This window comes from Acinetobacter sp. Ac_5812 (assembly GCF_013072695.1).
In the GTDB taxonomy this organism is placed as follows: Bacteria; Pseudomonadota; Gammaproteobacteria; order Pseudomonadales; family Moraxellaceae; genus Acinetobacter.
Map to the genome: position 1 here is coordinate 198,925 of NZ_LXUK01000008.1, position 26,548 is coordinate 225,472.

The following is a 26,548-nucleotide window of genomic DNA, read 5'->3' on the forward strand; positions in this document are numbered from 1 at the left end:
CAGAATCCTCCACAACAAGGGAGATCAGGCATGATCCACGCTGGCAATGCCATTACCGTCCAAATGCTTGCGGACGGAATTGCAGAATTCCGCTTTGACTTACAAGGTGAGTCGGTTAATAAGTTTAACCGTGCAACCATCGAAGACTTCCAAGCAGCGATTGCTGCAGTGAAAGCCAATAACGATATTAAAGGCTTAGTTGTAACCTCTGGCAAATCAACCTTCATCGTTGGTGCTGATATCACTGAATTTGGCGATAACTTCGCTGCGGGTGAGCAAGCGATTGTTGATTGGCTTATGCCTGTACATGATGTCTTCAACAGCTTTGAAGATTTAGATCTACCTAAAGTTGCTGCTATCAATGGTACAGCGCTTGGTGGTGGTTTTGAAATGTGCTTGGTGTGTGACTATCGTGTGATGTCAGAACAAGCACAAGTTGGCTTACCAGAAATCAAACTCGGTATCTATCCTGGTTTTGGTGGTAGCGTACGTTTAAGCCGTGTTATTGGTATCGACAATGCCGTTGAATGGATGGCGATGGCGAATCCTAAAAAACCAGCTGCTGCACTAAAAGATGGTGCGGTAGATGCGGTTGTTGCTGCGGACAAACTTCAAGAAGCTGCTGTTGATTTAGTTAAACAAGCCATTGCTGGTCGTTTGAACTGGAAAGCAAAGCGTCAAGAAAAATTAGATGCGATTAAATTGAACCCGCTTGAACAAATGATGGCGTTCAATACGGCGAAAGGTGCGGTCCTTGCAAAAGCAAATCCTGCACAATACCCTGCTCCAAAGCTATTGCTTGATTCTTTACAAGCAGGTGCAAGCTTAACACGTGATGACGCATTAAAAGCTGAAGCACAAGGTTTTGCTAAAGCGGCAATTACACCACAAGCGGGTGCATTGATTGGTTTATTCATCAATGACCAAGTGGTGAAGAAAACTGCGAAGAAATATGAGAAAGGTGCTCATCCTGTTAACCAAGCAGCTGTATTAGGTGCGGGTATCATGGGTGGTGGTATTGCTTACCAAGCGGCAAGCAAAGGCACACCAATCATCATGAAAGACATTGGTAACCCACAACTTGCATTGGGTATGGCAGAAGCGAATGGCTTACTGACCAAGCAAGTTGAACGCAAGAAAATGAAACCTGCACAAATGGGTGAAACACTGGCTCGCATCCGTCCAACTTTAAGCTATGACGAGTTTAAAGAAGTGGATATCGTGATCGAAGCGGTGACTGAAAATCCAAAAGTTAAAGAAATCGTACTCGCTGATACTGAAAAGCATGTTCGTGAAAACACGATCATTGCATCTAACACATCGACGATTTCAATCACTCGTTTAGCGAAAGCATTACAACGTCCTGAAAACTTCGTTGGCATGCACTTCTTTAACCCAGTACACATGATGCCATTGGTTGAAGTGATTCGTGGTGAGAAGACTTCTGAAGAAGCAATCGCAACAACTGTGGTACTTGCTCAAAAAATGGGTAAAACACCAATCGTTGTTAACGACTGCCCAGGTTTCTTGGTTAACCGTGTATTGTTCCCTTACTTTGGTGCATTTGACCTGCTTGTAAAAGACGGTGCAGATTTCCAACAAGTGGATAATGTAATGGCGAAATTCGGCTGGCCGATGGGCCCTGCATACCTGATCGATGTAGTTGGTATCGATACAGGTGTTCATGGCGCAGAAGTGATGGCAGAAGGTTTCCCTGACCGTATGAAGCCAGACTACAAAGGTTCGATCGAAGCGATGTACGAAGCAAAACGTCTTGGTCAAAAGAATGACGTTGGTTTCTACAAATACGTGTTAGACAAGAAAGGTAAGAAAGCGAAAACTGTTGATCCAACAGCATACGAAATTATTGCACCGTTCGTGACTGGTGAAAAACGAGAGTTTGATAGCCAAGAAATCATTGACCGTATGATGCTTGCTTTCTGTAACGAAACAGTTCGTTGCTTAGAAGACAACATCGTTGCAACTGCTTCTGAAGCAGATATGGCGATGATCATGGGTGTAGGTTTCCCTCCATTCCGTGGTGGTCCATGCCGTTACATCGACCAAACAGGTGTTGCTGAATACGTTGCACTTTGCGACAAATATGCACACTTAGGTAAGGCTTATGAAGCGCCACAAATGTTGCGTGACATGGCTGCTAACAACACAAAATTCTACGGTTAAGGAGCGACGTGAATGGCTACTTTAAATCCACGTGACGTTGTGATTGTTGATGGCGTTCGTTCTGCCATGGGCAAATCACGTAACGGTATGTTCCGCAATGTACGTGCCGACAGTTTATCTGCTGAATTAGTACGTGCACTTGTTGCTCGTAACCAGTTTGATACCAACGAAGTTGAAGATGTAATCTGGGGCTGTGTCAACCAAACTTTAGAGCAAGGGATGAACATTGCTCGTAACATTGGTTTATTGGCTGATATTCCAAAAACTGCTGGCGGCCAAACAGTCAACCGTCTTTGTGGTTCTTCTATGCAAGCAATCCACACGGCTGCTGCACAGATTGCAACCAACCAAGGTGATGTGTTCATCATCGGTGGTGTAGAGCATATGGGCCATGTAGGTATGATGCACGGCATCGACCTTAACCCAGAAGCATCTAAACACTATGCCAAAGCATCGAACATGATGGGCTTAACCGCTGAAATGTTAGGTCGTATGAATGGCATCTCTCGTGAAGAGCAAGATGCGTTTGGTGTTGAATCTCACCGTCGTGCTTGGGCTGCAACTCAAGAAGGTCGTTTCAAAAACGAAATCGTGGGTGTTGAAGGTCATGATGCTAATGGCTTCAAAATCCTTTGCGACATCGACGAAGTAATTCGTGCTGATGCCAACCTTGAAGCATTCAAAGCATTGAAACCAGTGTTTGATCCTAAAGGTGGTTCAGTCACAGCAGCAACCTCTTCTGCGCTTTCTGACGGCGCATCTGCAATGTTGTTGATGTCTGCTGAACGTGCTCAAGCGCTTGGTTTAAAACCACGTGCCGTGATTCGTTCAATGGCAATTGCAGGTTGTGACGCTGCGATCATGGGTTATGGTCCAGTACCTGCAACTCAAAAAGCGCTTAAACGTGCGGGTTTAACCATGGCGGATATCCAAACCATCGAGTTAAACGAAGCATTTGCTGCTCAAGGCTTATCAGTCATGAAAGGCTTAGGCGTTTATGACAAACAAGACATCATCAACTTGAATGGTGGTGCGATTGCATTGGGTCACCCATTGGGCTGTTCTGGTGCGCGTATCACAACAACCTTGTTGAACGTGATGGAACAACAAGATACGCAAATCGGTCTTGCGACCATGTGTATCGGTCTTGGTCAAGGTATCGCGACCATTATCGAACGTGTTTAATCGACACTGAGATAAAAAGAAAATCCCCGTGCTAAGCGGGGATTTTTTTATGTGATAGAAATTCGTTTCATGGTTGTATCAAATTTTTAAAATACAAATGCCCACTGTAGACAGAACAATACACGGCAAATTATGATCGCTATTCCAACAAATAATAAGGTTCTAACAATGTTTAAAAATATGGCAGCCGATCTAATGGGAACCAGTGATATCGGTAAGATTATTGAACCTCAAGATTATGATAAAACTGATATTGATGACTATATTTTCCATGAAGACAATGAAAAAATCTTCTTCCTCATCAAAGCAAAAACGGATGAATACTGCTTTACCAACACCGCATTTATCCATCTCGATGGTACCAGTGCCGTGAGTAAGAAAAGAACCCTAAATCGTTATCCTTATAAACACTATCAAATCAGCCGAGTGCTGCTTGAAACCGCAGGAACCATTGATCGCGATGTTGAAATCAAGTTCCAGTTGGGTGGTGCAGCCTATTCGATTGATATTGAGAAAGCACAAATCGAGAAAGTGCGCGACTTATATAAAGCCTTGTTTAGTATTGGCGAAGCATGTAAAGAAATCGAGCGCCAATACACCACATTGGTTCAAACCCAGCAAGCCGTAAACAGTATGTTCTCGCTGCGTGAACTGCCAGAACAGGTATTATTGAATTTACCAGATATTATTTCGCAGACTACTCTTCAGGTTGAGAACAAATTTACCGAGCGACGTAAACAAATTGAAGACTATGATTTTTCGACTATTTTTGAACGCTATCTGAAGCAATAATAAAAAATCCCCGCATATTGCGGGGATTTTTAATTTATTCAATCAGATAATTTAATATGGCTGTTTAAAGCCTCTTAGCCCATCTTGAATTTGCTGCTGTAATCGCAAAATATCATCGGCATTCAGCTTAATCGTACCATTACGAATTCCATCAATATTATTTCGATTAATATTCAATGGTTCTAGCATTTTAAAAATGCCATTGGTTGGGTCCGAAGACTGTAAACCCGAAGCAACCGCTAAAATATATTGTTGTAATACTGGTGAAAATTGAGACAGATCAGGCTGTGCTGCCATAGGTTGGTAATTCACGACCAATGGACTTTCACTTACACCTGCATTCTGCATATCATTGTGAATTTTATAGACACGATGCTGCAGTGCTTGGCGGACTTGCTTATCCTCCTGGTAAGGCACAAATCCCACTTCTTCACGCAATTCAGATTCTGCCATCACACGAATGGTCGGTAATGAAGTAACTTCTGCTTCATCCGCATAGGCCATCGGCAAACCTGTAAAAGCCAATGTAGCGATCAGGACGGATCGTTTTAGAAAATTCATCTGTTGCTCCAAATATCCCTCATCCATAAGAAGATTGAGTTAAATAAAAGCGTCTACTGAATAGGCTACAGCAAAGTGATGTTTGATTCAGTAGAGGTCAGATAAACGGTAAAGATCATCCAAATCTGGATTCAGTCCATAGAATATTTTACCAGTCAGACAAATTTAAGCATGTTGTTCATATTCCCTAGATTTCTGTTTATAGTGGTTTTTCTCATCCAACCAGTTCCTAAAAGAAAGAATGAATTTTAAAATATTGAATCATAAAATGTTTATTTGCTGTTTATTATCTGGATTAGTTCTTACAGGCTGTTCAAGTAATCGAGTCATTGGTGAAACCACACGGGATTTATTCACTAAATATGAATCTGGTCATCAATGGACAACATTAATCGAAGATGATGTGATTGCCTTTGGTAAACCCGCTATTGCCCTGCCCAATGAACCGACGGATAGCATTATCATTGCAGGAAAACAATATAGCTATGTGATTAACAAAGGCGGAGCCGAATTTGTGCAATTGCTTAACCAGCTTAATCCTCAGTATATTCAGATCAGTCGTGATTTAGATTTTATTGCATCTACTCCCGATAGCAATCGTTTTAGAGGCCAATTTAGATTTACGTATGCGCCACCAAATGGAAATCTCAGTGAAAAAGAGCAAGCACTATTTAAGCAATATGGGATTGCCCCCTGTAACTGTATTGACACGCAAAAACCGCATAGCTTTGAACTCGGCCTTGAAGGCACTGTGTATCCTGCAGTGAGTAACCTTAAATCACTACAACCACTCTCCAAGCCTTACCGAGTTAAAATTCAATATCTTGACTATCAAAGTGCTAAAGTTCAGTTATCGACTAAAGAAAAACTGGCTCATTTACCGCTGCTTCCCTTTACTTTAACGCTTGATGCAATTGTCTTGCCTTCTAAAGTTCTGGGTATTATTTATCAGCCTTAACAGGATCAATCCTCAGCCTAGAATAATTACACGACAAATCAAAGACACAGATCTGAGCTTTAAAATGACAGGAGTACACGGATGTTAACACCACCGATTAAAACCCTCATCAGCCTATGCGCAATCACGGTACTCGCAACAGGTTGTGCCACCTCAACCCTGATCAAGAAAGACAATCGAAGCTATACTCGAACCACAAAAGTAACTTTGATTGAAGACAATGTGGTGGCTTTTGGCCGACCTGCACAAAATGCTACCAACTTGCCTAAAGACAGCATCGTGATTGCAGGCCAACAAAAAAGTTATATCCTCACTCAGGGCGGGACTCAGTTCGTTACGCTGATCAGTAAGCTTGATCCTAAAAATATTCAAATCACCCGTGATCTCAATTTCTATTCCGAAAAAAATGATGGTCATTTTTCAGGTACTTTGCCGCTTTCCTATGTGAAACTCAAAGAAGACTTAAGCAAGAAAGACCTTGAGTTTTTTATTGAAAATGGTGCCAAAGAATGTTCTTCCTCCAGTGATGAGCGTATGCAGGCACAACGCTTCTGTTTTGATATCAAGCTTGCAGGTGTGGTCTATCCTGCGGCGAATAATCTCAGCTCGTTAAAGGCATTAAGTAAACCCTATCAAGTCACCATTTATACTCAGAAAGAGGAAAGCTATAAATCCAAATCAGGCTTAAATCCTCTCGAAAAACTGGTGCTTTTGCCTTTTGCAGTCGCGATTGATGTGGTAAGCCTGCCGTTCCAAGCCGCAGATAAGATTTTTGATTAATCCTGAGCTAAAACCATTTCAAATCGCATGATGAAGAGTAGCTAACTATGAGTTTCCTCTTCATCATCTCCCTCAAAAGTCTTGGAAATTTTTTCGATATTGAGACTCTTGGCCATCGCATCAAAGATATCTTTATACACCCCTTGTTGCTGATAAAGCTGATGGTGCTCACCATGTTCCACGATCCTGCCATCCTGCATCACATAGGTATAATCGGCATCAATAATCTGTGACAAGCTATGTGAAATGATAATCACCGTCCGCCCCTGCTTGATCTCATCCAGACTATGCTTGATCTGTTCGGTTGCAATGGCATCCAGACTTGCCGTCGGTTCATCCAGAAAAATAATCGGTGGGTTTTTCAGGAACATGCGGGCAATCGCAATACGCTGTTGCTGTCCACCAGAGAGTAATAACGCATCAGATTGATAGGCCAATGGTAATTTTAGAATCTGCTCATGAATCGAGGCTTTCTTCGCCGCAAGGATAATTTCATCCTGTGTTGCCTCCATCTTGCCGTAACGGATATTCTCCTCAATCGTACCCTGAAAAATATGATTCTTTTGCAGAACTAAACCAATATGATCACGTAGATATTGGGTATCAATTTCCGTTAACGAAGAGCCATTCAGTAGAATCTCACCAGACTGCGGTAAATAGAATTTGTCCAGTAAGCTGATCAACGTTGATTTACCCGCACCAGACAAGCCCACCAAGGCCGTAATTTTATTGGGTTGTATGGTGAGGTTGATGTCTTTCAGCGCATGGAAACCGTTCGGATAGAAAAAGTTCACCTGCTTAAGTTCAAACTTGCCTGTCAGGGGTTGTGGTTTCAGTTCTCCAGAAGTTTCAATTTCATCATCAGCTTCTAAAATTTTGAAAAAGCTTTCTGCATAAATCATCGCATCATTCACTTCATCATAGATGCGATGTAGCGAGCGAATCGGTGCTGAAACATTGTTGAATAACAGAATATGAAACATGATCATACCAATGCTCATATCACCGACCAGAACAAAATAAGCCGTTAAAATAATAATAAAGACCACGCCGATCTGTTCAATAAAGGTTTTTAAGCCATCAAATAGAAAACTGAGTTGACGGGTTCGCATCTGGTCATCGGTCAGTTGTTTTTGTAAGGTCAGTTGTTTTTCTGCCTCAATTTGCTCACGGTTAAAGGACTTAATCACCGTGATCGACTGAATAATACTTAAAGTGCCCTGACTTTTACGTTCTCGACCATCACGTAAATTACGTCGTGTGCCACTGAGTTTTTGTGCTTGTTTAAAGGTAATCCAGAAATAAATTGGCACAATACTCAGCGCCACCAAGCCAATCCAGAAATTGGCATAGAACATCAGACACAGGGCAATGATGGCACTGCTAAACAAGGGAAAAATATCAATAAAGAAGATTTGCACCAACCGGGTAATCGAACCAATCCCCCGATCAATCCGAGTCTGTAATTTCCCTGCTTGGTTATCATCTTGGGTAAAAAAGGCCAGACGGTATTGTAGAAACTTCACGATGATCGACTGCGCCACATCCTGTGAGATCAAAATCCGTAATTTCTCGCCAAAAAACTTTTGTCCAAACTGAAGAAAAATATTCAGCACTTCTTTGCTCAATAAAATCACACTGATGGTAAGTAGAATATGCCAGCCTGCATTTAAGCCCTGCCCTGACTCAACCACCGCATTGATCTGATCGACTGCATATTGCAAAGTCAGTGCATTCACTTGTGCGGTTAATGCGCCAATCAAGGTCAGCACCAAAGTCACTGCAACCAGCCACTTATAGGGGAGCACAAATGGTTTTACTTTATGAAACAGCTGCCATAAATTCATAGTGTTGAGGTCTACCTCTTCGATGCCTACACTGAAAACTACCTGATCGATCTTGATTACAGCTCTTCTTCTAAAACCTCCGCATTATTCTGTTTAATCTTCTCCATCTTGGCATTCAGCTTTAACACATCTTGATAGAGTGCGTTGAATTTTTTCACTTGAACCGTCTCGCGGAACAAGATCATTTTATCCTTCCTCTGCCACTGATATTTCTTCAGCATATCGAACATGGCCTGTGCTTTTTCAATGATTTGCTGCTCGATTGGGAAAATATCATGCGCTTTATCTGCTTTCAGATTATTCTCCAATTTGGCTTGGAGCGAACTTCTCATTTCATTCTGGATTGCCAGACTTTTTGCCTGCTGCATAGCACTGGTCTGGATTTGTTGCCGTGCCTGCTCATATTCAGCGGATGCTTTACGCACCTGCACAAACATCTGCTCCGTGTCCTTATAGTTCTGCTTACGGTCCTGATCCAAACGCTCAACATCTAAAAAGGTATCCCAATTGGCGGCTTTGAGTTCACGTAAATAATGATTACGCGCTTCTACATTTTGCATCCAGTAGTTCAGTAGAAACTCAGACATCAATTTATAATCGCCAGATAAGCGATCATCATGAATATCTAGTTGCACAGGCGTCGACCAGTCTTGTGCCTGATCATAAAGTTCGCGCATTTTCTCAGACATAACCACCTCAAACATCTGCTGATTATTGATGGCACGCTGTTTCAGGCTATGCTGATAAAAGAAAAATGAACCAATACAAAGGACTACAACAGCCACAAAGATTAAAAAACGGCGCATATTGCCTCCAAGTATCATTATATTTTTTATGTTCTGAATCTGAGTTTAATTGATAAAACACATGCAGTTATAGTCCTTTTTATTTCACTTCTCGTAACGGAGCATTACATTTTCATCGCTTTAAATTCTACACGTTCGCCCCTATTATCTGTTTAACGAGAATTGAAGAGATCCACCATGCGTGTAGATATTTGGTCAGATGTAGTCTGTCCGTTTTGTTATATCGGTAAAAAACGTCTTGAACATGTGGCTGAGGAGGCTGGTATTGAGCTGGAAATTCACTGGCATAGCTTTGAACTGGATCCAAATGCACCTGCTAAACACGACACCTCAAATACTGAACGCTTAGCCAAAAAGTATGGTCGTAGTTATGCTGAAATGGAAGAAATGGAACGTAATGTTGCAGCCATGGCCGCAGTAGAAGGTATCGACTTTCAATGGCAGAAAGCCAATTCAGGCAATAGCTTCAATGCACACCGCATTATTCACCTTGCACAAAGTAAAGGTTTAGGAAATGAAGCGAAAGAAGCATTCTTCCATGCTTACATGACCGAAGGTCTGGCGATTGGTGAGCGTGAAGTGGTTGAAGAAATTGCCTCACGTATCGGTCTAGACAATGCCGAAGTGGAATATGTACTGGACTCGGATGAACTTGCAGATTTTGTGCGTCATGATGAGCAAATTGCCCATGAACAACTCAAAGTGACTGGCGTACCATTCTTTGTCTTTGATCAAAAACTGGCACTTTCAGGTGCTCAACCTCGTGAGATTTTCTTACAGGCGATGCAGCAAGCACAGTCAGAATCAACTGAGGAAATTGAGCAAACCGATGCAGCTCAATGTCATGATGATCAATGCGAAATTAAGCCTTAAGCTGGATTAAGCCTAAAACCGTTTTCACCTCTGTATGAAAGCGGTTTTTAATCTTTAAATTTTCACATTCCCCTTTGGTTTCAGTCTTTTATCTTTGAATAAATACCGTTTATCGACAGTCATGATTATTTCAATAATGACATATTTTCATTTGCTGAGCTTTTCACCAATAGATATGTGAAAGTGATCACAACTCATCCATAAATTTATAGATAATTTTTTATCTTATGATCTATTTATTCGATTCATTATTTTAAAATGTTTTTATTTTCAAAGAGAAACCATGATCTATATCTCGATTTAGAATACGTAAATGAGATTTTATACTAACTTGACCGCTATAGATTTTACCTCCTTTTCTTCTATAATCGTCATAAAGTGACAATCTTTTGTGATGAAAATGTTGTGTGGCGATCTCTTTTAACATAGGTCAAATTACAAATAGATCCGAAGATCAAAGTACTTGTCACACGTATAAGACAGCATACTTTATCGACTATAACTGATTACAACCTGTTTGAAATTGCTGTCACTTTGTCCTAATTCATGATTTAAAAACAGGCTCAAGCCTATCTCTAAGGAAACAATCGATGGACGTATTAGAGAAAGCACTCTTGGTTGATGAGCTCAAAACCCTCGTCGACGGGCTGAATGATGATAAAACATCACTTTTTGAAATTGCGAAGTCAAAACAACGCATCAAAGACATTTGCGCATCTTGCGACGATCCTCACTTTCAGGATCAGCTCAGCCCATTTAAAGAATTTATTCTGAATGAAGAATTCTCTGCCGATGACTTAGCGCTTTATGGCTACACCTTGACTTACCGCGGTACTTATAACTTTATGGGACGCGTAGAAAATGCCTTGTTTGCTTCGGCAGATATGGGCTGGGCCGCATTACGTCAAGCACAGCATTGGCAAGTTTGGGTGATTCGCCCTGCACTTTCATTCCTGAAAAGCCCTTGGCTCAACTCATCTAAAGATGCCTTACAATGGTTACAGAGTCATGCCAATGAGTATGTTAAAACAGACGACGAATTACAGAATTTAATCCCAATATTAGACCCCATTCAAGCTGATGATGCTGAAAAAGCTGCAAATAAAGATAGCCTATCTATTATTAAGGAACAAACAGCTCAGTTTCAGTCGCAACTCAATGCCATTATTCAAGAAAAAATTCAACCGGCTCAGATCACACCTTCTGCTCAAGCCACAGCACGTGTCAAACCAAGTTTTAGACAAAGTCCTGTTGCTTCTGCACATCTTAACAAAGCCAAACCATTGGCATTGAATGATTTTAGTTTAGATGGCTTACTCTGTAGATTGGAGCGGATTGATGCACGCACCTTTCCATCGCTATATCGGGTCGATCTGCATAACGAGATAGATCAGAATATAAAAATTGATTGGCTCTATCTCAAAGCTGAGAATGAAGCACAACCACTTTGGGGGTCAGCACAAATTTTTATTGCTGAGCAACTTTATGCACAAGGCCAATTTTCACATTACGTGGTCTTAGTCGGAACGCATAGTGTTGAATATGCAACCACGATTTTACAGGCCTATACCGATCAACGTCATACTCGAACCAGTTCTATTCATCAAACCAGCTGGAATAATTTTAAACAACATTATCATCAACATGAGACCTTGTTTAATGAGTGCATCATGAATGGCACTTTGGTCTGGCAGCGTGATCAACGTGTCTATCCATATATTCCGGCATCCTTTATTAACATACAGAAATTCATTCCCTTCGATGAAACTGCTGCGACCTTCTTTACGCCCGTGATTTTGCTACGAGAGCGACAAAAAATACGTGTCATCCATGGCTTAGAACGTGTGAAGCTGTCCAATGAAGATCAAGCCTATCCATATCTATTACTCGATCGTACCGATGGCTATACATGGCAGTTGATTCGTCAAGTCATTAGCCGTTTACCGCAACCCATTTCGGTACATGACCTGTATCAGGCACTCGAAAATAGCGCTCTGCCTGAATCATCTTAAACAAGGCATAGCTATACTTTTTAATTCAGGCAGTCTTATGCTGTAACTCGACTATTGGCTGTTTTTTCCAAAAGGATTTGGATCAGCTAGTCTACTTTTATTTCACTAAGCCCTTATGATTTCTAGCATTTTTATACAGCTAAATTGCTGTTTTTTGTTTCTAATACTTGATTTTATTGCCTTAATCATCAAAAGTTAACATAAGAACAATATATAAGTCTTTATTATGAATAATTTACAGCAAATGGTGCCATCGCGTATCTTTTTTGCTTTGCTCACACTGTCAATTGGCTCTTTAAGTGTTGCAAATGCAGAAACCAATGCTCAAAAGCAGCAGACCCAAACTGTAGCAGATAATGCTGAAAATGCCCTAGACTATATTCCACGCTGGGTCGATGCCACGCCAACGATCTTTCCCGCGCAATCCAATCAATCCACGGTCCCAGCGACTGCCGAAACTGAAGACAAAACTTGGGCGGATAAAAAGCAACGCAGCATCCGCGAGTGGGCGGATCGTACTTCAGTCAAAATTGATGATTGGTTTGGTGATGTCGATCCTGAAAATCCGGCCTCAGCCACCATTCGGGTGATGCTAGATAACTACTGGAATGAGCATGATGGTTATGAAGTTAAGCCACGTATTCGCGGTAAAATTAAATTACCAACCTTAGAGAAAAAAGTCAGCGTGGTATTTGGGGATGACTCTTTAGACGATGAGTTTAAAAATAATGTTGCCAATACCAATAACCAGCCCAATTCAGATCCGGATAAAAAGTTTGACTCCAAACAAACCCGAGACAGTAACGGCTCCTTAGCCTTACGTTGGTCAAATTTTTCCAAGAAGCTGCCTTTTGAAACTGATGCTGACCTTGGTATTCGTTCAGGCAGTGATATTTATGCCCGTCTAAGAGCGGAAAAACATTGGGATCTACGCAATGATTTCCGCTTTAATGCAGAACAAATTTATCGCTATGGCAGCAAAAGTGAAAATTATCTGCGCACCAATTTAGAGTTGATCCACGCGCGTCCAAATCAACCCTTTATCTCCAATCAGTTCAGTTTGACCTACGCGGATAAACAGGATGATGACCTATGGTGGGATAACCGTCTTTTCCGTCAACACCAGTTCTTTGCGCATAACAACTTCAATTATGGCATTTATACCGGTGGCTATTACAACAAAGATGAACTCCGCTTAAACAGTTGGGGACCTTTTGTGTCCTGGCGACAACCGCTTTGGCGTGAATGGTTCTATGTACAAGGCGATCTGAATTATTTTAATGATCATCGAGAGGACCGTAATCATTTTGTGAGTACATTCGTTCGGCTCGAGACTTTATTCTAGTACTGAAATGATCTGGCATGATGCCCAGTTGGAATTCCGATTGGGCATTTTTCTTTAAAAAAATTAAGTCCAGTAAATAAATGATTAAGCTTAAACTGCTATGCTTGTTTTCTTTTATTTTTCTTCACTTTAACATGGATCAACGATACGCTTTGGCTGTGTATTTATTGATTGTAGGCAATCTTTGCCTCGGTGAGCTACTTACACCCTTCTTTCCAATGTTCTTACCGCTCAGCAGGCATTTCACCCGCGCATCACATGTATTTTTAGATCAAAAGACTTGGCATCCTCACACTCAAATGCAAGCTAAAAAAACGCTTACTTGTAATGTTGCAACAGAAAGACCTGAAGATCAGCTTAGTGATGCACAACTAAGCCAGGAATTGATGGCCGTTTTTGGTGAAGACTCATTATGGCAACGTGCACAACAGCCGCCACCCCTAAAAAAGCTTGGTAAAACCAGCAAGCACCCATCGCATAAAAATATCAATACGCCCAATCCCGTCAGCGCGAGTTGGAGTACGATTTCAAGCTGGTTACCCTTTAACAATGATCTGGACTTAGGTTCGAACTCCAATACTGATATTTATGTGCAATTTCTTGCCAAGAAGCAATGGGACTTACATTCAGGACTGAATCTGGATACGGCGCAAATCTTTCGTTATGGCTCAAGCAGTAAAAACTATGCCGAAACCAATCTAAATTTAACCCAGAAGTTTCAGCAACAAGCACTATTTTCGACTCAATTCAATCTGTCGAAGACCCAAGATGAAGACTACACTTGGCGTAATCGGACTTTCCAAAAACTGCATTTTCTCTCCAAAGACAACCTCAGCTATGGCATTGTCAGTGAAGGTGATTATGAAAAGAAAGAACTTCGCGTCAATCAATGGGGACCTTATTTTTCTTGGAAACGTCCGATTTGGCGTAACTGGCTGTATATGCAAAATGATCTGAATTATTTAAATGTTCCTGCCGATAAACAGGACAATCATTTCAGCTATCAAATGAGCTTTGAAGCGAACTTCTGATGAAAATAACAACATAACTGTGGATAACTTTAAAGTTATCCATACACATAAAAAACCTCCGCCTAAGCAGAGGTTTTTTGTGATCAAAACACTTATTTCAATAACAAGCTATTAATACGTTTAACATAAGCTGCTGGATCTTCTGGTAAGCCACCTTCTGCAATCACAGCCTGATCAAAGATCACATTGGCCAAATCATCAAACTGCGCTGAGTTCTCTAATTTTTTCACCAACGGATGCTCAGGATTGATTTCCAAAGTAGGCTTAATTTCAGGAACAGCTTGCCCTGCTTGCTTCAACATACGAATCAGCTGTGGTGAAAGCTCCCCTTCACTGGTGACTAAGCATGCAGGAGAATCCACCAAACGCGTGGTCACACGAACTTCTTTGGTTTTGTCTTTTAACGATGTACTTAAACGATCCACCACAGGCTTAAACTGTTCAGCCGCTTGCTCTAAGGCCTTTTTCTCTTCAGCATCTTGTAGATCACCAAGATCGACTGCGCCTTTAGATACGTTCTGCAATGGCGTACCATCGAACTCAAATACAAAGTTCATGGCCCACTCGTCAACACGGTCCGCCATCAGTAACACTTCAATGCCTTTTTTCTTGAACACTTCAAGTTGTGGCGAATTTTTCGCAGCCGTTAAATTATCCGCAGTCACATAATAAATCGCTTTCTGCCCTTCTTTCATGCGTGACTTATAATCAGCAAAAGAAGTACTGATCTCATCATGATTTGAAGTTGCATAACGCAATAATTTTAAGATACGTTCACGATTGCCCGTGTCTTCACCTAAACCTTCTTTCAATACTGAGCCAAATTCAGTGTAGAAGGTTTTAAATTTATCTTGGTCTTTCTCATCTTCCGATTTTGCTAAACCATCCAGTAAGGTCAATACACGGCGCGCATTACCTTCACGAATAGTTTTCACATCACGGCTTTCTTGTAAAAGTTCACGGCTGACGTTCAGCGGTAAATCCGCACTGTCGACCACACCTTGAACAAAACGTAAATAATTTGGAATCAGATTATCAGCTTCATCCAAGATAAATACGCGTTTTACATACAGCTTGATGCCTGCTTTTGCTTCTCGAGTAAATAAATCCTGTTTGGCCTGACTTGGAATATACAGTAACTGGGTATATTCGGTGCTACCTTCGACACGATTATGCGCCCACGCCAAAGGTTCTGCAAAATCGTGGCTCAGGTTTTTATAAAACTCGATGTATTGCTCATCAGTGATTTCACTCTTGTTACGCGTCCATAACGCACTGGCAGAGTTAATCGCTTCCCATTCATCAGTCTTCACCATTTGACCGCCTTTCGGTTCTTCACCTTCAGCGACCTCTTCCTCTTGCCACACTTCTTTTTGCATTTCGATTGGCAGGCTGATGTGATCAGAATATTTATTGATGATTTGTTTAACTTTCCACGACTCTAAATAATCCAGTGCATCATCACGTAAATGCAAGATGATGTCAGTACCACGCGTTGCTTTCTCAATCGTTTGAACTTCAAACTCACCTGTACCACCACTAATCCAACGCACAGCTTCAGCTGCATCCAGCCCTGCACGACGCGATTCAACGGTAATTTTATCGGCAACAATAAAACCTGAGTAGAAACCAACACCAAACTGACCAATCAACTGGGCATCTGACTTTTGGTCACCTGTCAGCTTAGACATAAAGTCTTTGGTACCTGACTTTGCAATGGTCCCTAAGTTATCAATGGCTTCTTGCTGGCTCAGACCTATCCCATTATCTGAAATAGTTAAGGTTTTATGGTCTTTATCTAGACTGACGCGAACACGTAAATCTGGATCATTTTCATAATATTCAGGGTGATTAATCCCTTCAAAACGTAACTTATCGCAAGCATCTGATGCATTTGAAATCAATTCACGTAAGAAAATTTCAGGGTTGGAATACAGTGAATGGGTCACTAAATGCAATAACTGAGCAACCTCAGCTTGGAAACTATAATTCTGTGCGACTTGCTCACTCATAAATCACTCCTTATCTGTGCTTATATCTTTGGAATGATTTATGAATGGTGCATATCTTGGATTTTTCAATCCTTGATGCTTATTTTTAAGCTAAAAATCGCACAAAAGTTACAATTAGAATGGGCCTTGGCTCAAGACGCGTGTTTGTAGAAGTTGATCTAACTGTTGCTGTCTTTGTGCATAAGCACGCTTCAGACAAGGGCTATTGGCAGCACAGGAATTACGTTGTTTTAGCCATTTAAATTGTTGATCTTTCTCTGCATCACGCCCCCCCATAGGTAAAGCATGCAGAATAATTTGGTAGGTCGTCGCAAGTTTTACATCGGCATCGTTTAAACTGCGGTCATTGCAGATCTGCTGCTCAGCTTTTAGCTTGGCAGCCTGACAAGAGAAACTGGCTGCCTGAGCTTGGGACAAAAATAATAAGGGTATTAGTAATAATGCCGTCGTTATCAATTTTTTCATCATGAATCATTCACTTTTATTTAAGCTTATGTCTCAGCATACAAAACTCAAGTGTTGAAGCCTGTATCGGTTTTATATTCAAATTGCAAAAAAAACCTCACACATGGTGAGGTTCTTCAATCATTCACTGACTTAGAATTTGTAGCTATAGCCTAATGTATACACCACTGGATTGAGATCTAAATCAAACTTAGTACCATCCACCAAGGTCACTTCTGGACTAATGTCTGCATAACGAACATCGACATAAACACCCCAGTTTTTAGCATCTGCAGGTTGGAAGTTAAAACCCAGCTGACCAGCAAAGCCAAATGCTTCTTTCACATCTTTCGCTACGCCCTTTTCATTCCACGGAATGAAGGCTGTACCACCCACACCGATGTAAGGTGTAAAGCGAGTTGAATTTTTGAAATTATATTTTGCTGTAATCGTAGGTGGTAATTGACGAACACTAGCAACTTTTTCACCATTTAATAATACGTCATGGTTAATTGGAGTTGCTAATAATAATTCCGCTGAGAACGGTGTTTCACCAAAAAAATATTCAACTGACGGTGTAAATGCAAACTCACCATCACCTTTAACCGTTGCACCTGGAGCCAACGTTGTATCCGCAGTCGGGTTAATAACACTCGCACCCACTTTAACTTGAAAACCCCCTGCAAATGCAGTTGAAGATAACCCCAATAATGCAACAACCAATACTTTCTTTAACATTTAAACAACCTCTTTAACAATTTATGTTCTTGTTCAACATAATAGGCACGGGTTTTTACATTATGCAATACTTATTAATTCCGACCTTTTAAATCTATTTTGTAATATATTGAATATTAATAAAATATAATTGTTAAAATATGTAATATTCATTAATTCAGACCATTCTAGTCTACTTAAACCACTATAAAACCTAGTATTTTGATCAGAATACTCTAATGAAAAATATTAAATAAAGTTTTTAGAAAAATTCTATTTAGATGAATTTAAAAATATAATTACGCAAAACTTAATATTAAAAATACATTATAAAATTAGATTAAAAAAGAGACAAAAAATGTCAAATACTGGTATTTTTTATATTTTAATTACTAAAATAATTATGCATAAAAAAATGGCTCTTAACGAGCCATTTTCATTATAAAATCATTGCGGCAATCCAGCCAAAAATAAGCAATGGGATATTAAAATGTATAAAAGTCGGCACAACCGTATCCCAAATGTGATCATGTTGACCATCTACACCTAAACCAGCTGTAGGTCCTAAGGTCGAATCAGATGCAGGTGAACCCGCATCACCTAATGCCGCAGCAGTACCAATTAAAGCAATCGTTGCCAATGGTGAGAAGCCGAACTGTACGCACAAAGGAACATAAATCACGGCCAGTACAGGCACACTTGAGAAGGATGAACCAATACCAATCGTGACAAATAAGCCAATAAACAGCATTAAGAATGCAGCAAGGGCATGGTTATCACCAATGATATGTACCACACCATTGACCAGATGCGTGATATCACCTGTATGGGTCATGACTGAGGCAAAACCTGCTGCAGAGATCATGATAAAGCCCACAAGCGCCATCATACGCATCCCTTGTACAAATACGTCATCAGCATCTTGCCATTTAAAGATACCTGATGCTGATAGCACTGCAAAACCCACCAAACCACCGAGAATCATGGAACCTGAGTACAACTGCGCCACCAAGGTTAAAGCAATCGCCAGCACCGCCATAAACATGGTTTTCTTGGAGATATACGGTACATTCTCAGCTTCTTGTTTAAGCTCTTCAGCATCAGTTTTGAGATCATATTCTGCTTGGGTAGTCACTTTCAGTGGCTTATCTAGGTCAATGGTTTTGACTGGCGTAATTGAACGATCCACATAAATACGTGGCTTACGATAGCTAATAAATACCGCAACTAAAGTACCGATGACCATCCCTAAGACTGGAATCGCCATACCGATTGGCATCATGCCCCGTTCCACATGCAAGCCGTAAGCTGCGCCAATCTTGTTGATATTGCCCATCAGAATCTGTTCAAGGAAGATCGCGCCGAAACCAACAGGCAGGAAAATATAGGTTCCCACCAAACCCAACGTCATCACACATGCTGCCGCACGTCGATCCAGCTTTAAATGATTCATCACTTTTAATAACGGTGGAACCAAGACTGGAATAAACGCGATATGTACAGGAATCAGGTTTTGAGAGAAGATTGCAGCAATCAGCAGAATGGTTAATAACAGATATTTCACTTTTTTCTGTTGATTTTTACCTGCTTCCATTCCTAATAAACCAATCAGTTTATGCGCCAGTAAATCTGGTAATCCAGACTTTGAAAGTGCCAATGCAAATGCACCTAATACTGCATAAGCCAAAGCAACTTCAGCACCATCGCCCAAGCCAGCATTAAATGCTTCTACAGTTTGAGAAAGACTTAGACCAGCGACCAAGCCTCCAATAATGGCTGAAATCACCAAAGTGAGAACAACAGAAACTCGTGCCAGTGACAAGATAAACATCACGGCAATCGCAATTACGACAGCATTCATGAACAAATTCAGGAGCAAAGAAAAGGCGATATTCTAGCAGATTCATGATCATGAAGCTGAAAATATCGCCGAATTGTGCTGCATCTCAAGTGATTTTTAGCTTAATAAATCCACTAAAGCATTAAGCAGCTTGGCGTTGCACGAATTGACGGATCAGTTCAGCAATTTTTTCTGGCTGACTCAATACTGCCCAATGGTTGGCATCGAGTTCAACATACTCAAATTTTTCCACCCATTTTGGCATCGATTCCGTAATGTACTCTGGACTCACAAAAGCATCACGCTGTAACACGATCGCTTGTACAGGGCATTGCGCATAGCGTTGACGTGGTTGAGTCAATGAAGGAATAAAATTGGCGCGATACAGGTTAATACCGTATTTACCATCCGCCACAATATTGGCATTCAGAGGTAAATCTTTCTTCTTTTCCAAACCACTTAAGATCTTGCCCCATTTCTCAGGACTAAAAAATGTCCATACCGTTGGTGCAACTAAAGGTAAATGGAAAGCACCGATATACCAAGATTTGGTCAGCATTTTTAATACATTGCTTGGTGCTGATTTAAATTTTTCACGCAGATACAAAGAAGCATGATCTAAACAAGGACCTGAAATCGTCGTATAAGATAATAAGCGACCTTTTAATTTTGGTTCAGTCGCAGATTCCCAAGATTGTAACGAGCCCCAATCGTGCGCTGCCATATGAAAGTTACGGCCTGGGATCACAGCATCAACCACTTCTTGAAGGTCCAATGACAAACGTGGCAGACGATAATCTTTTATGCGTTTAGGAATCGAAGACAGACCTGCACCACGCACATCATAAGTCACCACATAGTATTCATTGACCAGGTTTTCAATGATGGGTTCCCACACTTCCTGATTATCAGGATAGCCATGCACTAAAACCAAAGGCGTTTTTTTCTCATCTCCCCATATTTTGACACATAGTGTTTGCTGATCCGATGTTGTGACTGTTTTGACTTGTGCTTGCATAATTTTTTCCCATTTTGTTTTCTATCGGCTGTTCATAAAACAGCCATTGCCAGCGATGCAATAAAAATGATACTTATGGAGTATGAATAGAGTTGCAAGAAAAAAAATTGACCATGAAAGACTTTTTCAAAAAAATTCGAACCATTCCCGCGATATCCAAATTTATGCTGAATCATTACTCACCTTATCGCGGTGCAGGCATTGAGATTGAAACCATTGATCTGGATGATTATTACATTCGAGTCAAAATGCCCCTGACTCGACGTAATCGAAATATTGTCGGAACACATTTTGGCGGTAGTCTATATTCGATGGTCGATCCCTTTTATATGCTGATTCTAATTCATCATTTAGGGCATAAATATATTGTCTGGGATAAAAGTGCCACCATTAATTTTCTCTCACCGGGGCGTAATACAGTGTATGCTGAGATTCAACTGAGTCGCGATGAAATCATTGAAATCAAGAAGTTGGCTGAGAACCATGAGCCTGTTCTACGCCATTACACATTAAATATTGTGGATGATGCAGGAACACGAATCGCAGAAGTCGAAAAGGTTCTGTATATCCGTCGTAAAAAACCCAAAGCCAGTGCTTAGCTCCATTCACATAAAAATGCCTGCAATCATTTGCAGGCATTTTTAAATCTGATGATCAAAAATTATCTCTTTTTCTCTTGGATTGCGGCACCAGCACCACCACCAATTGCACCACCAATTGCAGCGCCTGAGTCACCACCAAAGATTGCTTTACCCACCACAGAACCTATACCAGCACCAATCGCACTACTGGTGGTAGAGCTGCTATTCGCGCCTTTCGCATTGGCACCTACACCCGCACCCGCAGCTGCACCAACACCCGCACCTAATCCGCCACCAACATGGTTACCTAGACCGCCACCGACAGCACCACCAAGGGCTGCTGTACCAATACGCTGATCAGCGGCACTCATATTTTGACAGCCCGTGAACATTACCGCCGACAACACTAAAGTTGAAACTAAACCAATTGTTTTTTTCATGACTATACTCACTTCTATACGTTCTATAGAAAAGCATAATCTTCTTTTATGGGAAATTTGATCACATTGTGTTATCGCTATGTCCCAATCGATTGATATTTTGTAAAGGTAGATGGTCGGCTCCAGCCAATTAAAGCGGCTTAGCACTGGGAAATACATAAAAGTAGAAATAATTTGGATATACTGAATTAAAAATTTGGTGTATTCAGAATGCTTAAAAAATAGCAAATAGACTAGATAAATACTAAATATTTCTGCTTAAAGCTCTCTCAGCAATCTTAGTTTCATCACTGAGAGAGGCGCTTTTAAAATGACAGCGATAGAAATAACCTGATTTAAATCGTTAAATCGGCAGCACTGTCATCAGCAAGTTTAAGCTCAGGCTTAGTATTTGCCTTTTTTCTCACCATAAGCAGATCCAGCACTACCACCCAATGCGCCGCCTACCGCAGCACCAGAGTCACCACCCAATACTGCACCACCAATCACCGCACCTAAGCCAGCACCGATCGCACTGTTTCTGGTATTTTTACTATTTGAGCCTTTGGCATTCGCAGCAACACCCGCGCCAATTGCAGCACCAAGACCTGCGCCCAAATTACCGCCAACGTGCTTACCTACCGCACCGCCTGCGCCACCACCAATTGCAGCAGAACCAATACGTTTGCTTTCTGGACTCGCATTCTGGCAACCAACAAACAAGGTTGAAGACATTAAAGCTACACCAGCAATCATCATCATTTTTTTCATTCGTACTACTCCTCTCTCAGATGTGCATAGGATAGTATTGTTTAATGAACTGTTTACTTTGATTAAGTAATCAAATACTGATGCTGTAATGTGTTTTTGTAACAACTGCTGTATTTTTCCACAAAAAAAGGCACCCGAAGGTGCCTTTTTAATTCGTTAAGACTTAGAACTGGTCTGAGTTCAACGCTTGACTAAATGCTTGGTCAACTTCACTGAAATCGTTATGAAGTTCAAATTCAGCAGCTTCTGATTCTTGACGACGACGCTCTAAGTGATACGCAAGACCTGTACCTGCTGGGATCAAACGACCCACAACAACGTTTTCTTTCAAGCCACGTAAATCATCTTCTTTACCTGTTACAGCAGCTTCAGTTAACACACGTGTTGTTTCCTGGAACGATGCAGCAGAAATGAACGAGTCTGTAGAAAGCGATGCTTTGGTAATACCCATAAGCAGACGTTCAAACTTCGCAGGGAACTTGTTCTGAGCCAAGACAGCTTGGTTCTCTTGAACAACGCGGATGTAATCCACTTGCTCACCCTTGATGAAGCTTGTATCGCCGCCATCAGTGATATCAACTTTACGCAACATTTGACGTACAACAACTTCAATATGTTTATCGTTGATTTTTACACCTTGGAGACGGTAAACGTCTTGAACTTCATTCACGATGTAGTTCGTTAACGCAACTTCGCCTTTCAAACGTAAGATGTCATGTGGGTTTTGTGGACCATCAGAAATGGTCTCGCCACGGTTCACATGCTCACCTTCGAACACGTTGATCGTACGCCATTTTGGAATTAACTCTTCATAAATCTCAGAGCCATCATCCGGACTGATCACTAAACGGTTCTTACCTTTGGTCTCTTTACCGAAGCTTACAACTCCTGATACTTCTGCAAGAATCGCATGTTCTTTCGGCTTACGTGCTTCGAACAAGTCAGCTACGCGTGGAAGACCACCGGTAATATCACGGGTACGTGAAGTTTCTTGTGGTACACGACCAAGTACATCACCCACACCAATCGTTGCGCCATCACGGACAGTAACGATCGTGTTTTGTGGTAAGAAGTAGAACTGTTCGCCGCCATCGGTTGTATCTAACACGATTGCAGGACGTAAATCTTTACCAGAAGCAGGACGAGCTGTTACAGGCAAGATTTCAACAGTCGTCATACCTGTTGCATCATCAGTTTTAGATGTTGCAGTTACGCCATCAGCGATTTGGCTGAAACGTGCTTTACCAGCAACTTCTGTTACCAATGGATGTGTATGTGGATCCCAAGTCGCTACGATACCGCCAGCTTCTACAGCTTCACCATCTTTCAACAAGATGCTTGCACCATAAGGAAGTTTATAACGCTCACGCTCACGGCCTAAGTCATCCGCAATACCAATTTCACCTGAACGTGAAACAGACACCAAGTGACCTTTAGCATGTTGTACAGTTTTCACGTTGTGGAAACGTACAGTACCTTTGTTACGGACTTGCACACTGTTTGCAGCAGAAGTTCGGCTCGCAGCACCACCTACGTGGAAGGTACGCATTGTTAACTGTGTACCTGGTTCACCAATTGACTGTGCAGCCATTACACCGACAGATTCACCTGGGTTCACCAAGTGACCGCGTGCAAGGTCACGACCGTAACAACGTGCACACACACCGAATGTAGATTCACATGCGATAACTGAACGTACTTTAACTTCATCGACACCCGCTTCTTCAAGCTGAGCAGCAATTTTTTCGTCAATTAAGGTACCGCGTGGAAGTACCACTTCATCATCAGATGCACGACGTACATCTTCAGCAGTTACACGACCTAATACGCGATCGCGTAATGGTTCGATAACGTCACCACCTTGAATGAATGGTGTCATCACCAAGCCACCAGCTGTACCACAATCAGATTCAGTAATCACTAAATCTTGTGCTACGTCTACAAGACGACGAGTCAAGTAACCAGAGTTCGCAGTTTTCAATGCAGTATCGGCCAAACCTTTACGTGCACCATGTGTTGAGATGAAGTACTGAAGTACCGTCAAACCTTCACGGAAGTTTGCTTTAATTGGTGTCTCAATGATCGAGCCATCTGGCTTAGCCATCAAACCACGCATACCAGCAAGCTGACGGATCTGCGCCGCACTACCACGGGCACCCGAGTCAGACATCATATAGATTGAGTTAAATGACTTCTGTTTCTCGTCTTCACCTTGCTTGTTCTTCACAAGTGTATAAGACAAGTTGTCCATCATTGCTTTCGCAACTTGGTCATTGGTACGTGCCCAAATATCGACCACTTTGTTATAGCGCTCACCCGCAGTTACGAAGCCTTGTTCAAACTGTTGTTCGATTTCACGAACTTCAGTTTCAGCTTTGTCGATAATGGTGTGCTTATTTGGTGGAATAAGCATGTCTTCCATACCTACAGATACACCTGAACGCGTCGCTTGACGGAAGCCCAAATACATCAATTGGTCAGCAAAGATAACAGTATCTTTTAAGCCCAATTTACGGTAGCAAGAGTTGATTAACTTAGAGATGTTTTTCTTGGTCATCTCAAGGTTGATCGATTCAAAGCTTAAACCTTGTGGAACCACTTCCCACAACAAGCAACGACCTGGTGTTGTATCAACAATAATAGTTTGCTTTTCGCGCTGACCATTTTCATCGATTACAGTTTGGTGTACACGTACTTTTACGCGTGCATGGATCGCAACTTTACCCGTCGCTAACGCACGGTTAACTTCGTGTGTATCCGCAAACACCATGCCTTCACCTTTGGCATTTACCGCATCACGTGTGATGTAGTAAAGACCCAAGACAACGTCTTGAGAAGGAACGATGATTGGCTCACCGTTTGCAGGTGACAAGATGTTGTTGGTCGACATCATCAACGCACGCGCTTCTAACTGTGCTTCAAGTGTCAATGGAACGTGTACCGCCATTTGGTCACCATCAAAGTCGGCGTTAAACGCAGCACAAACGAGTGGGTGAAGACGGATCGCTTTACCTTCAATCAGAATAGGTTCAAATGCTTGAAGACCTAAACGGTGAAGTGTTGGCGCACGGTTCAACATGACTGGATGTTGACGAATCACAGAAGCAAGAACGTCCCAAACTTCTGGCGTCTCACGCTCAACCATTTTCTTCGCAGCTTTAATGGTTGTTGCTTGGCCAGAGGCTTGTAGTTTCGCGAAAATGAATGGCTTGAATAACTCAAGTGCCATCTTCTTCGGAAGACCACATTGGTGAAGACGTAAAGTAGGACCAACGGTAATGACCGAACGACCAGAATAGTCAACACGCTTACCTAACAAGTTTTGACGGAAACGACCTTGTTTACCTTTGATCATATCTGCCAAAGATTTCAATGGACGTTTGTTCGAACCTGTAATCGCACGACCACGACGACCGTTATCAAGCAATGCATCTACAGACTCTTGTAACATACGTTTTTCGTTACGTACGATAATGTCTGGTGCAGCAAGGTCAAGAAGACGCTTCAAACGGTTGTTACGGTTAATCACACGACGATATAAATCGTTCAAGTCAGAAGTCGCGAAACGACCACCTTCAAGTGGTACAAGCGGACGTAAGTCTGGTGGAAGTACTGGCAGTACATTCATCACCATCCATTCTGGCTTGTTGTTCGAATCGTTAAAAGCTTCCATCAATTTCAAACGCTTAGACGATTTCTTAAGTTTCGTCTCAGAGGTTGTTTGAGGAATTTCTTCACGTAAACGCGCAATCTCTGCTTCAAGATCGATATCTTTCAATAGATCCTGAATTGCCTCTGCACCCATTTTCGCAGCGAATTCATCACCGTGTTCTTCAAGTGCATTGTAGTATTCTTCGTCTGTTAAAAGTTGATACTTTTCAAACGGAGTCATACCAGGATCAGTAACAACATAAGATTCAAAATACAATACGCGCTCGATATCACGTAATGTCATATCAAGAAGTAAACCGATACGGCTCGGTAATGATTTCAAGAACCAGATGTGTGCAACTGGAGAAGCAAGCTCGATGTGACCCATACGTTCACGACGAACTTTCGCAGTTGTTACTTCAACGCCACATTTTTCACAAATGACGCCTTTATATTTCATACGCTTGTATTTACCACACAAGCATTCGTAATCTTTTACTGGACCAAAAATTTTGGCACAGAACAAACCGTCACGTTCAGGTTTAAAAGTACGGTAGTTAATGGTTTCAGGCTTTTTAACTTCACCGTGAGACCATGACTTAATCATCTCTGGCGACGCAAGACCAATACGGATACGGTCAAATTCAACAGGTGCATGACCTTCTGAATCCGTTTTCTTACGCATGATATCGAGCAAGTCTTTCAATTTTTTTCTCCGTGT

21 protein-coding genes are annotated in these 26,548 nt (G+C 41.6%); 10 read left to right on the forward strand and 11 right to left on the reverse strand.

Annotation, left to right across the window (positions count from 1 at the left end; translation table 11 throughout):
- Nucleotides 1-30: 30 nt before the first annotated feature.
- The 3 genes from fadB (at nucleotide 31) to A7P55_RS06955 (ending at nucleotide 4,161) form a co-directional block, all read left to right on the forward strand.
- Entirely contained in the window at nucleotides 31-2,184 is a 2,154-nt protein-coding gene (gene fadB / locus A7P55_RS06945) for a fatty acid oxidation complex subunit alpha FadB (protein ID WP_171551578.1), read from the forward strand.
- Nucleotides 2,185-2,196: 12 nt separating this feature from the next.
- The gene (gene fadA, locus A7P55_RS06950) at nucleotides 2,197-3,369 is read left to right on the forward strand and encodes an acetyl-CoA C-acyltransferase FadA (protein WP_004802276.1); all 1,173 of its coding nucleotides are present in this window, start codon (nucleotides 2,197-2,199) and stop codon (nucleotides 3,367-3,369) included.
- Nucleotides 3,370-3,537: 168 nt separating this feature from the next.
- Nucleotides 3,538-4,161 carry a PH domain-containing protein gene (locus A7P55_RS06955; protein ID WP_171551579.1) on the forward strand — a complete coding sequence of 208 codons (624 nt, stop codon included), beginning with the start codon at nucleotides 3,538-3,540 and terminating at the stop codon, nucleotides 4,159-4,161.
- A gap of 51 nt (nucleotides 4,162-4,212) precedes the next feature.
- On the opposite strand, the gene A7P55_RS06960 is transcribed toward A7P55_RS06955, so the two are convergent.
- Entirely contained in the window at nucleotides 4,213-4,722 is a 510-nt protein-coding gene (locus A7P55_RS06960; RefSeq protein WP_171551580.1) for a hypothetical protein, read from the reverse strand.
- Between the two features lie 241 nt (nucleotides 4,723-4,963).
- Between A7P55_RS06960 and A7P55_RS06965 the strand changes: the two genes are divergently transcribed.
- Nucleotides 4,964-5,680, forward strand: a complete 717-nt coding sequence (locus A7P55_RS06965; RefSeq protein WP_171551581.1) for a hypothetical protein — start codon at nucleotides 4,964-4,966, stop codon at nucleotides 5,678-5,680.
- A gap of 81 nt (nucleotides 5,681-5,761) precedes the next feature.
- Nucleotides 5,762-6,460 carry a hypothetical protein gene (locus A7P55_RS06970; RefSeq protein WP_171551582.1) on the forward strand — a complete coding sequence of 233 codons (699 nt, stop codon included), beginning with the start codon at nucleotides 5,762-5,764 and terminating at the stop codon, nucleotides 6,458-6,460.
- A 41-nt stretch (nucleotides 6,461-6,501) separates the two neighbouring features.
- Here A7P55_RS06970 and A7P55_RS06975 read toward each other — a convergent pair whose 3' ends face one another.
- Nucleotides 6,502-8,307 carry an ABC transporter ATP-binding protein gene (locus A7P55_RS06975; RefSeq protein ID WP_171551583.1) on the reverse strand — a complete coding sequence of 602 codons (1,806 nt, stop codon included), beginning with the start codon at nucleotides 8,305-8,307 and terminating at the stop codon, nucleotides 6,502-6,504.
- Nucleotides 8,308-8,363: 56 nt separating this feature from the next.
- Complete coding sequence (locus A7P55_RS06980; RefSeq protein ID WP_171551584.1) at nucleotides 8,364-9,113, reverse strand: hypothetical protein; 750 nt, start codon at nucleotides 9,111-9,113, stop codon at nucleotides 8,364-8,366.
- Nucleotides 9,114-9,290: 177 nt separating this feature from the next.
- On the opposite strand from A7P55_RS06980, the gene A7P55_RS06985 reads away from it, so the two are divergent.
- From A7P55_RS06985 to A7P55_RS07000, 4 genes are all read left to right on the forward strand, one after another.
- Entirely contained in the window at nucleotides 9,291-9,986 is a 696-nt protein-coding gene (locus A7P55_RS06985; protein WP_171551585.1) for a DsbA family oxidoreductase, read from the forward strand.
- Between the two features lie 590 nt (nucleotides 9,987-10,576).
- Nucleotides 10,577-11,998 carry a hypothetical protein gene (locus tag A7P55_RS06990; RefSeq protein WP_171551586.1) on the forward strand — a complete coding sequence of 474 codons (1,422 nt, stop codon included), beginning with the start codon at nucleotides 10,577-10,579 and terminating at the stop codon, nucleotides 11,996-11,998.
- 226 nt (nucleotides 11,999-12,224) lie between these two features.
- Nucleotides 12,225-13,343 (forward strand): hypothetical protein, encoded by a 1,119-nt coding sequence (locus A7P55_RS06995; RefSeq protein WP_171551587.1) that lies wholly within the window; start codon nucleotides 12,225-12,227, stop codon nucleotides 13,341-13,343.
- Nucleotides 13,344-13,477: 134 nt separating this feature from the next.
- Nucleotides 13,478-14,374: a selenocysteine synthase gene (locus tag A7P55_RS07000; RefSeq protein WP_171551588.1), complete on the forward strand. Its 897-nt coding sequence runs from the start codon at nucleotides 13,478-13,480 to the stop codon at nucleotides 14,372-14,374.
- Between the two features lie 92 nt (nucleotides 14,375-14,466).
- On the opposite strand, the gene htpG is transcribed toward A7P55_RS07000, so the two are convergent.
- The 5 genes from htpG to A7P55_RS07025 form a co-directional block, all read right to left on the reverse strand.
- Nucleotides 14,467-16,386: a molecular chaperone HtpG gene (htpG, locus tag A7P55_RS07005; protein ID WP_171551589.1), complete on the reverse strand. Its 1,920-nt coding sequence runs from the start codon at nucleotides 16,384-16,386 to the stop codon at nucleotides 14,467-14,469.
- A 114-nt stretch (nucleotides 16,387-16,500) separates the two neighbouring features.
- Nucleotides 16,501-16,851: a hypothetical protein gene (locus tag A7P55_RS07010; RefSeq protein WP_171551590.1), complete on the reverse strand. Its 351-nt coding sequence runs from the start codon at nucleotides 16,849-16,851 to the stop codon at nucleotides 16,501-16,503.
- Between the two features lie 132 nt (nucleotides 16,852-16,983).
- Entirely contained in the window at nucleotides 16,984-17,568 is a 585-nt protein-coding gene (locus A7P55_RS07015) for an OmpW family outer membrane protein (protein ID WP_171551591.1), read from the reverse strand.
- 418 nt (nucleotides 17,569-17,986) lie between these two features.
- On the reverse strand, nucleotides 17,987-19,408 hold the full coding sequence (locus A7P55_RS07020) for a Na+/H+ antiporter family protein (RefSeq protein ID WP_171551592.1): 1,422 nt from the start codon (nucleotides 19,406-19,408) through the stop codon (nucleotides 17,987-17,989).
- A 121-nt stretch (nucleotides 19,409-19,529) separates the two neighbouring features.
- Nucleotides 19,530-20,405 carry an alpha/beta fold hydrolase gene (locus A7P55_RS07025; protein ID WP_171551593.1) on the reverse strand — a complete coding sequence of 292 codons (876 nt, stop codon included), beginning with the start codon at nucleotides 20,403-20,405 and terminating at the stop codon, nucleotides 19,530-19,532.
- Between the two features lie 113 nt (nucleotides 20,406-20,518).
- Between A7P55_RS07025 and A7P55_RS07030 the strand changes: the two genes are divergently transcribed.
- Nucleotides 20,519-21,004 (forward strand): DUF4442 domain-containing protein, encoded by a 486-nt coding sequence (locus tag A7P55_RS07030; protein ID WP_171551675.1) that lies wholly within the window; start codon nucleotides 20,519-20,521, stop codon nucleotides 21,002-21,004.
- A gap of 62 nt (nucleotides 21,005-21,066) precedes the next feature.
- On the opposite strand, the gene A7P55_RS07035 is transcribed toward A7P55_RS07030, so the two are convergent.
- The 3 genes from A7P55_RS07035 to rpoC all read right to left on the reverse strand — a co-directional run bounded on the left by A7P55_RS07035 (nucleotide 21,067) and on the right by rpoC (nucleotide 26,533).
- Nucleotides 21,067-21,426, reverse strand: coding sequence for a YMGG-like glycine zipper-containing protein (locus A7P55_RS07035; RefSeq protein ID WP_004802240.1), 360 nt, complete (start codon nucleotides 21,424-21,426; stop codon nucleotides 21,067-21,069).
- A 384-nt stretch (nucleotides 21,427-21,810) separates the two neighbouring features.
- Nucleotides 21,811-22,176 carry a hypothetical protein gene (locus A7P55_RS07040; RefSeq protein WP_005200545.1) on the reverse strand — a complete coding sequence of 122 codons (366 nt, stop codon included), beginning with the start codon at nucleotides 22,174-22,176 and terminating at the stop codon, nucleotides 21,811-21,813.
- A 163-nt stretch (nucleotides 22,177-22,339) separates the two neighbouring features.
- A complete protein-coding gene (gene rpoC / locus A7P55_RS07045) occupies nucleotides 22,340-26,533 on the reverse strand; it encodes a DNA-directed RNA polymerase subunit beta' (protein ID WP_171551594.1) in 4,194 nt (1,397 codons plus the stop codon).
- Nucleotides 26,534-26,548 lie beyond the last annotated feature (15 nt).

Coding starts and splice junctions, on each gene's coding strand:
- fadA (WP_004802276.1), top strand. CDS start 2,197: ATGGCTACTTTAAATCCACGTGACGTTGTGATTGTTGATGGCGTTCGT.
- htpG (WP_171551589.1), bottom strand. CDS start 16,386: ATGAGTGAGCAAGTCGCACAGAATTATAGTTTCCAAGCTGAGGTTGCT.
- A7P55_RS06980 (WP_171551584.1), bottom strand. CDS start 9,113: ATGCGCCGTTTTTTAATCTTTGTGGCTGTTGTAGTCCTTTGTATTGGT.
- A7P55_RS07030 (WP_171551675.1), top strand. CDS start 20,519: ATGAAAGACTTTTTCAAAAAAATTCGAACCATTCCCGCGATATCCAAA.
- A7P55_RS07010 (WP_171551590.1), bottom strand. CDS start 16,851: ATGAAAAAATTGATAACGACGGCATTATTACTAATACCCTTATTATTT.
- A7P55_RS07035 (WP_004802240.1), bottom strand. CDS start 21,426: ATGAAAAAAACAATTGGTTTAGTTTCAACTTTAGTGTTGTCGGCGGTA.
- A7P55_RS06970 (WP_171551582.1), top strand. CDS start 5,762: ATGTTAACACCACCGATTAAAACCCTCATCAGCCTATGCGCAATCACG.
- A7P55_RS06975 (WP_171551583.1), bottom strand. CDS start 8,307: ATGAATTTATGGCAGCTGTTTCATAAAGTAAAACCATTTGTGCTCCCC.
- A7P55_RS07040 (WP_005200545.1), bottom strand. CDS start 22,176: ATGAAAAAAATGATGATGATTGCTGGTGTAGCTTTAATGTCTTCAACC.
- A7P55_RS07000 (WP_171551588.1), top strand. CDS start 13,478: ATGGATCAACGATACGCTTTGGCTGTGTATTTATTGATTGTAGGCAAT.
- A7P55_RS06965 (WP_171551581.1), top strand. CDS start 4,964: ATGAATTTTAAAATATTGAATCATAAAATGTTTATTTGCTGTTTATTA.
- A7P55_RS06955 (WP_171551579.1), top strand. CDS start 3,538: ATGTTTAAAAATATGGCAGCCGATCTAATGGGAACCAGTGATATCGGT.
- fadB (WP_171551578.1), top strand. CDS start 31: ATGATCCACGCTGGCAATGCCATTACCGTCCAAATGCTTGCGGACGGA.
- A7P55_RS06990 (WP_171551586.1), top strand. CDS start 10,577: ATGGACGTATTAGAGAAAGCACTCTTGGTTGATGAGCTCAAAACCCTC.
- A7P55_RS07015 (WP_171551591.1), bottom strand. CDS start 17,568: ATGTTAAAGAAAGTATTGGTTGTTGCATTATTGGGGTTATCTTCAACT.
- A7P55_RS07020 (WP_171551592.1), bottom strand. CDS start 19,408: ATGAATGCTGTCGTAATTGCGATTGCCGTGATGTTTATCTTGTCACTG.
- A7P55_RS06985 (WP_171551585.1), top strand. CDS start 9,291: ATGCGTGTAGATATTTGGTCAGATGTAGTCTGTCCGTTTTGTTATATC.
- A7P55_RS07025 (WP_171551593.1), bottom strand. CDS start 20,405: ATGCAAGCACAAGTCAAAACAGTCACAACATCGGATCAGCAAACACTA.
- A7P55_RS06995 (WP_171551587.1), top strand. CDS start 12,225: ATGAATAATTTACAGCAAATGGTGCCATCGCGTATCTTTTTTGCTTTG.
- A7P55_RS06960 (WP_171551580.1), bottom strand. CDS start 4,722: ATGAATTTTCTAAAACGATCCGTCCTGATCGCTACATTGGCTTTTACA.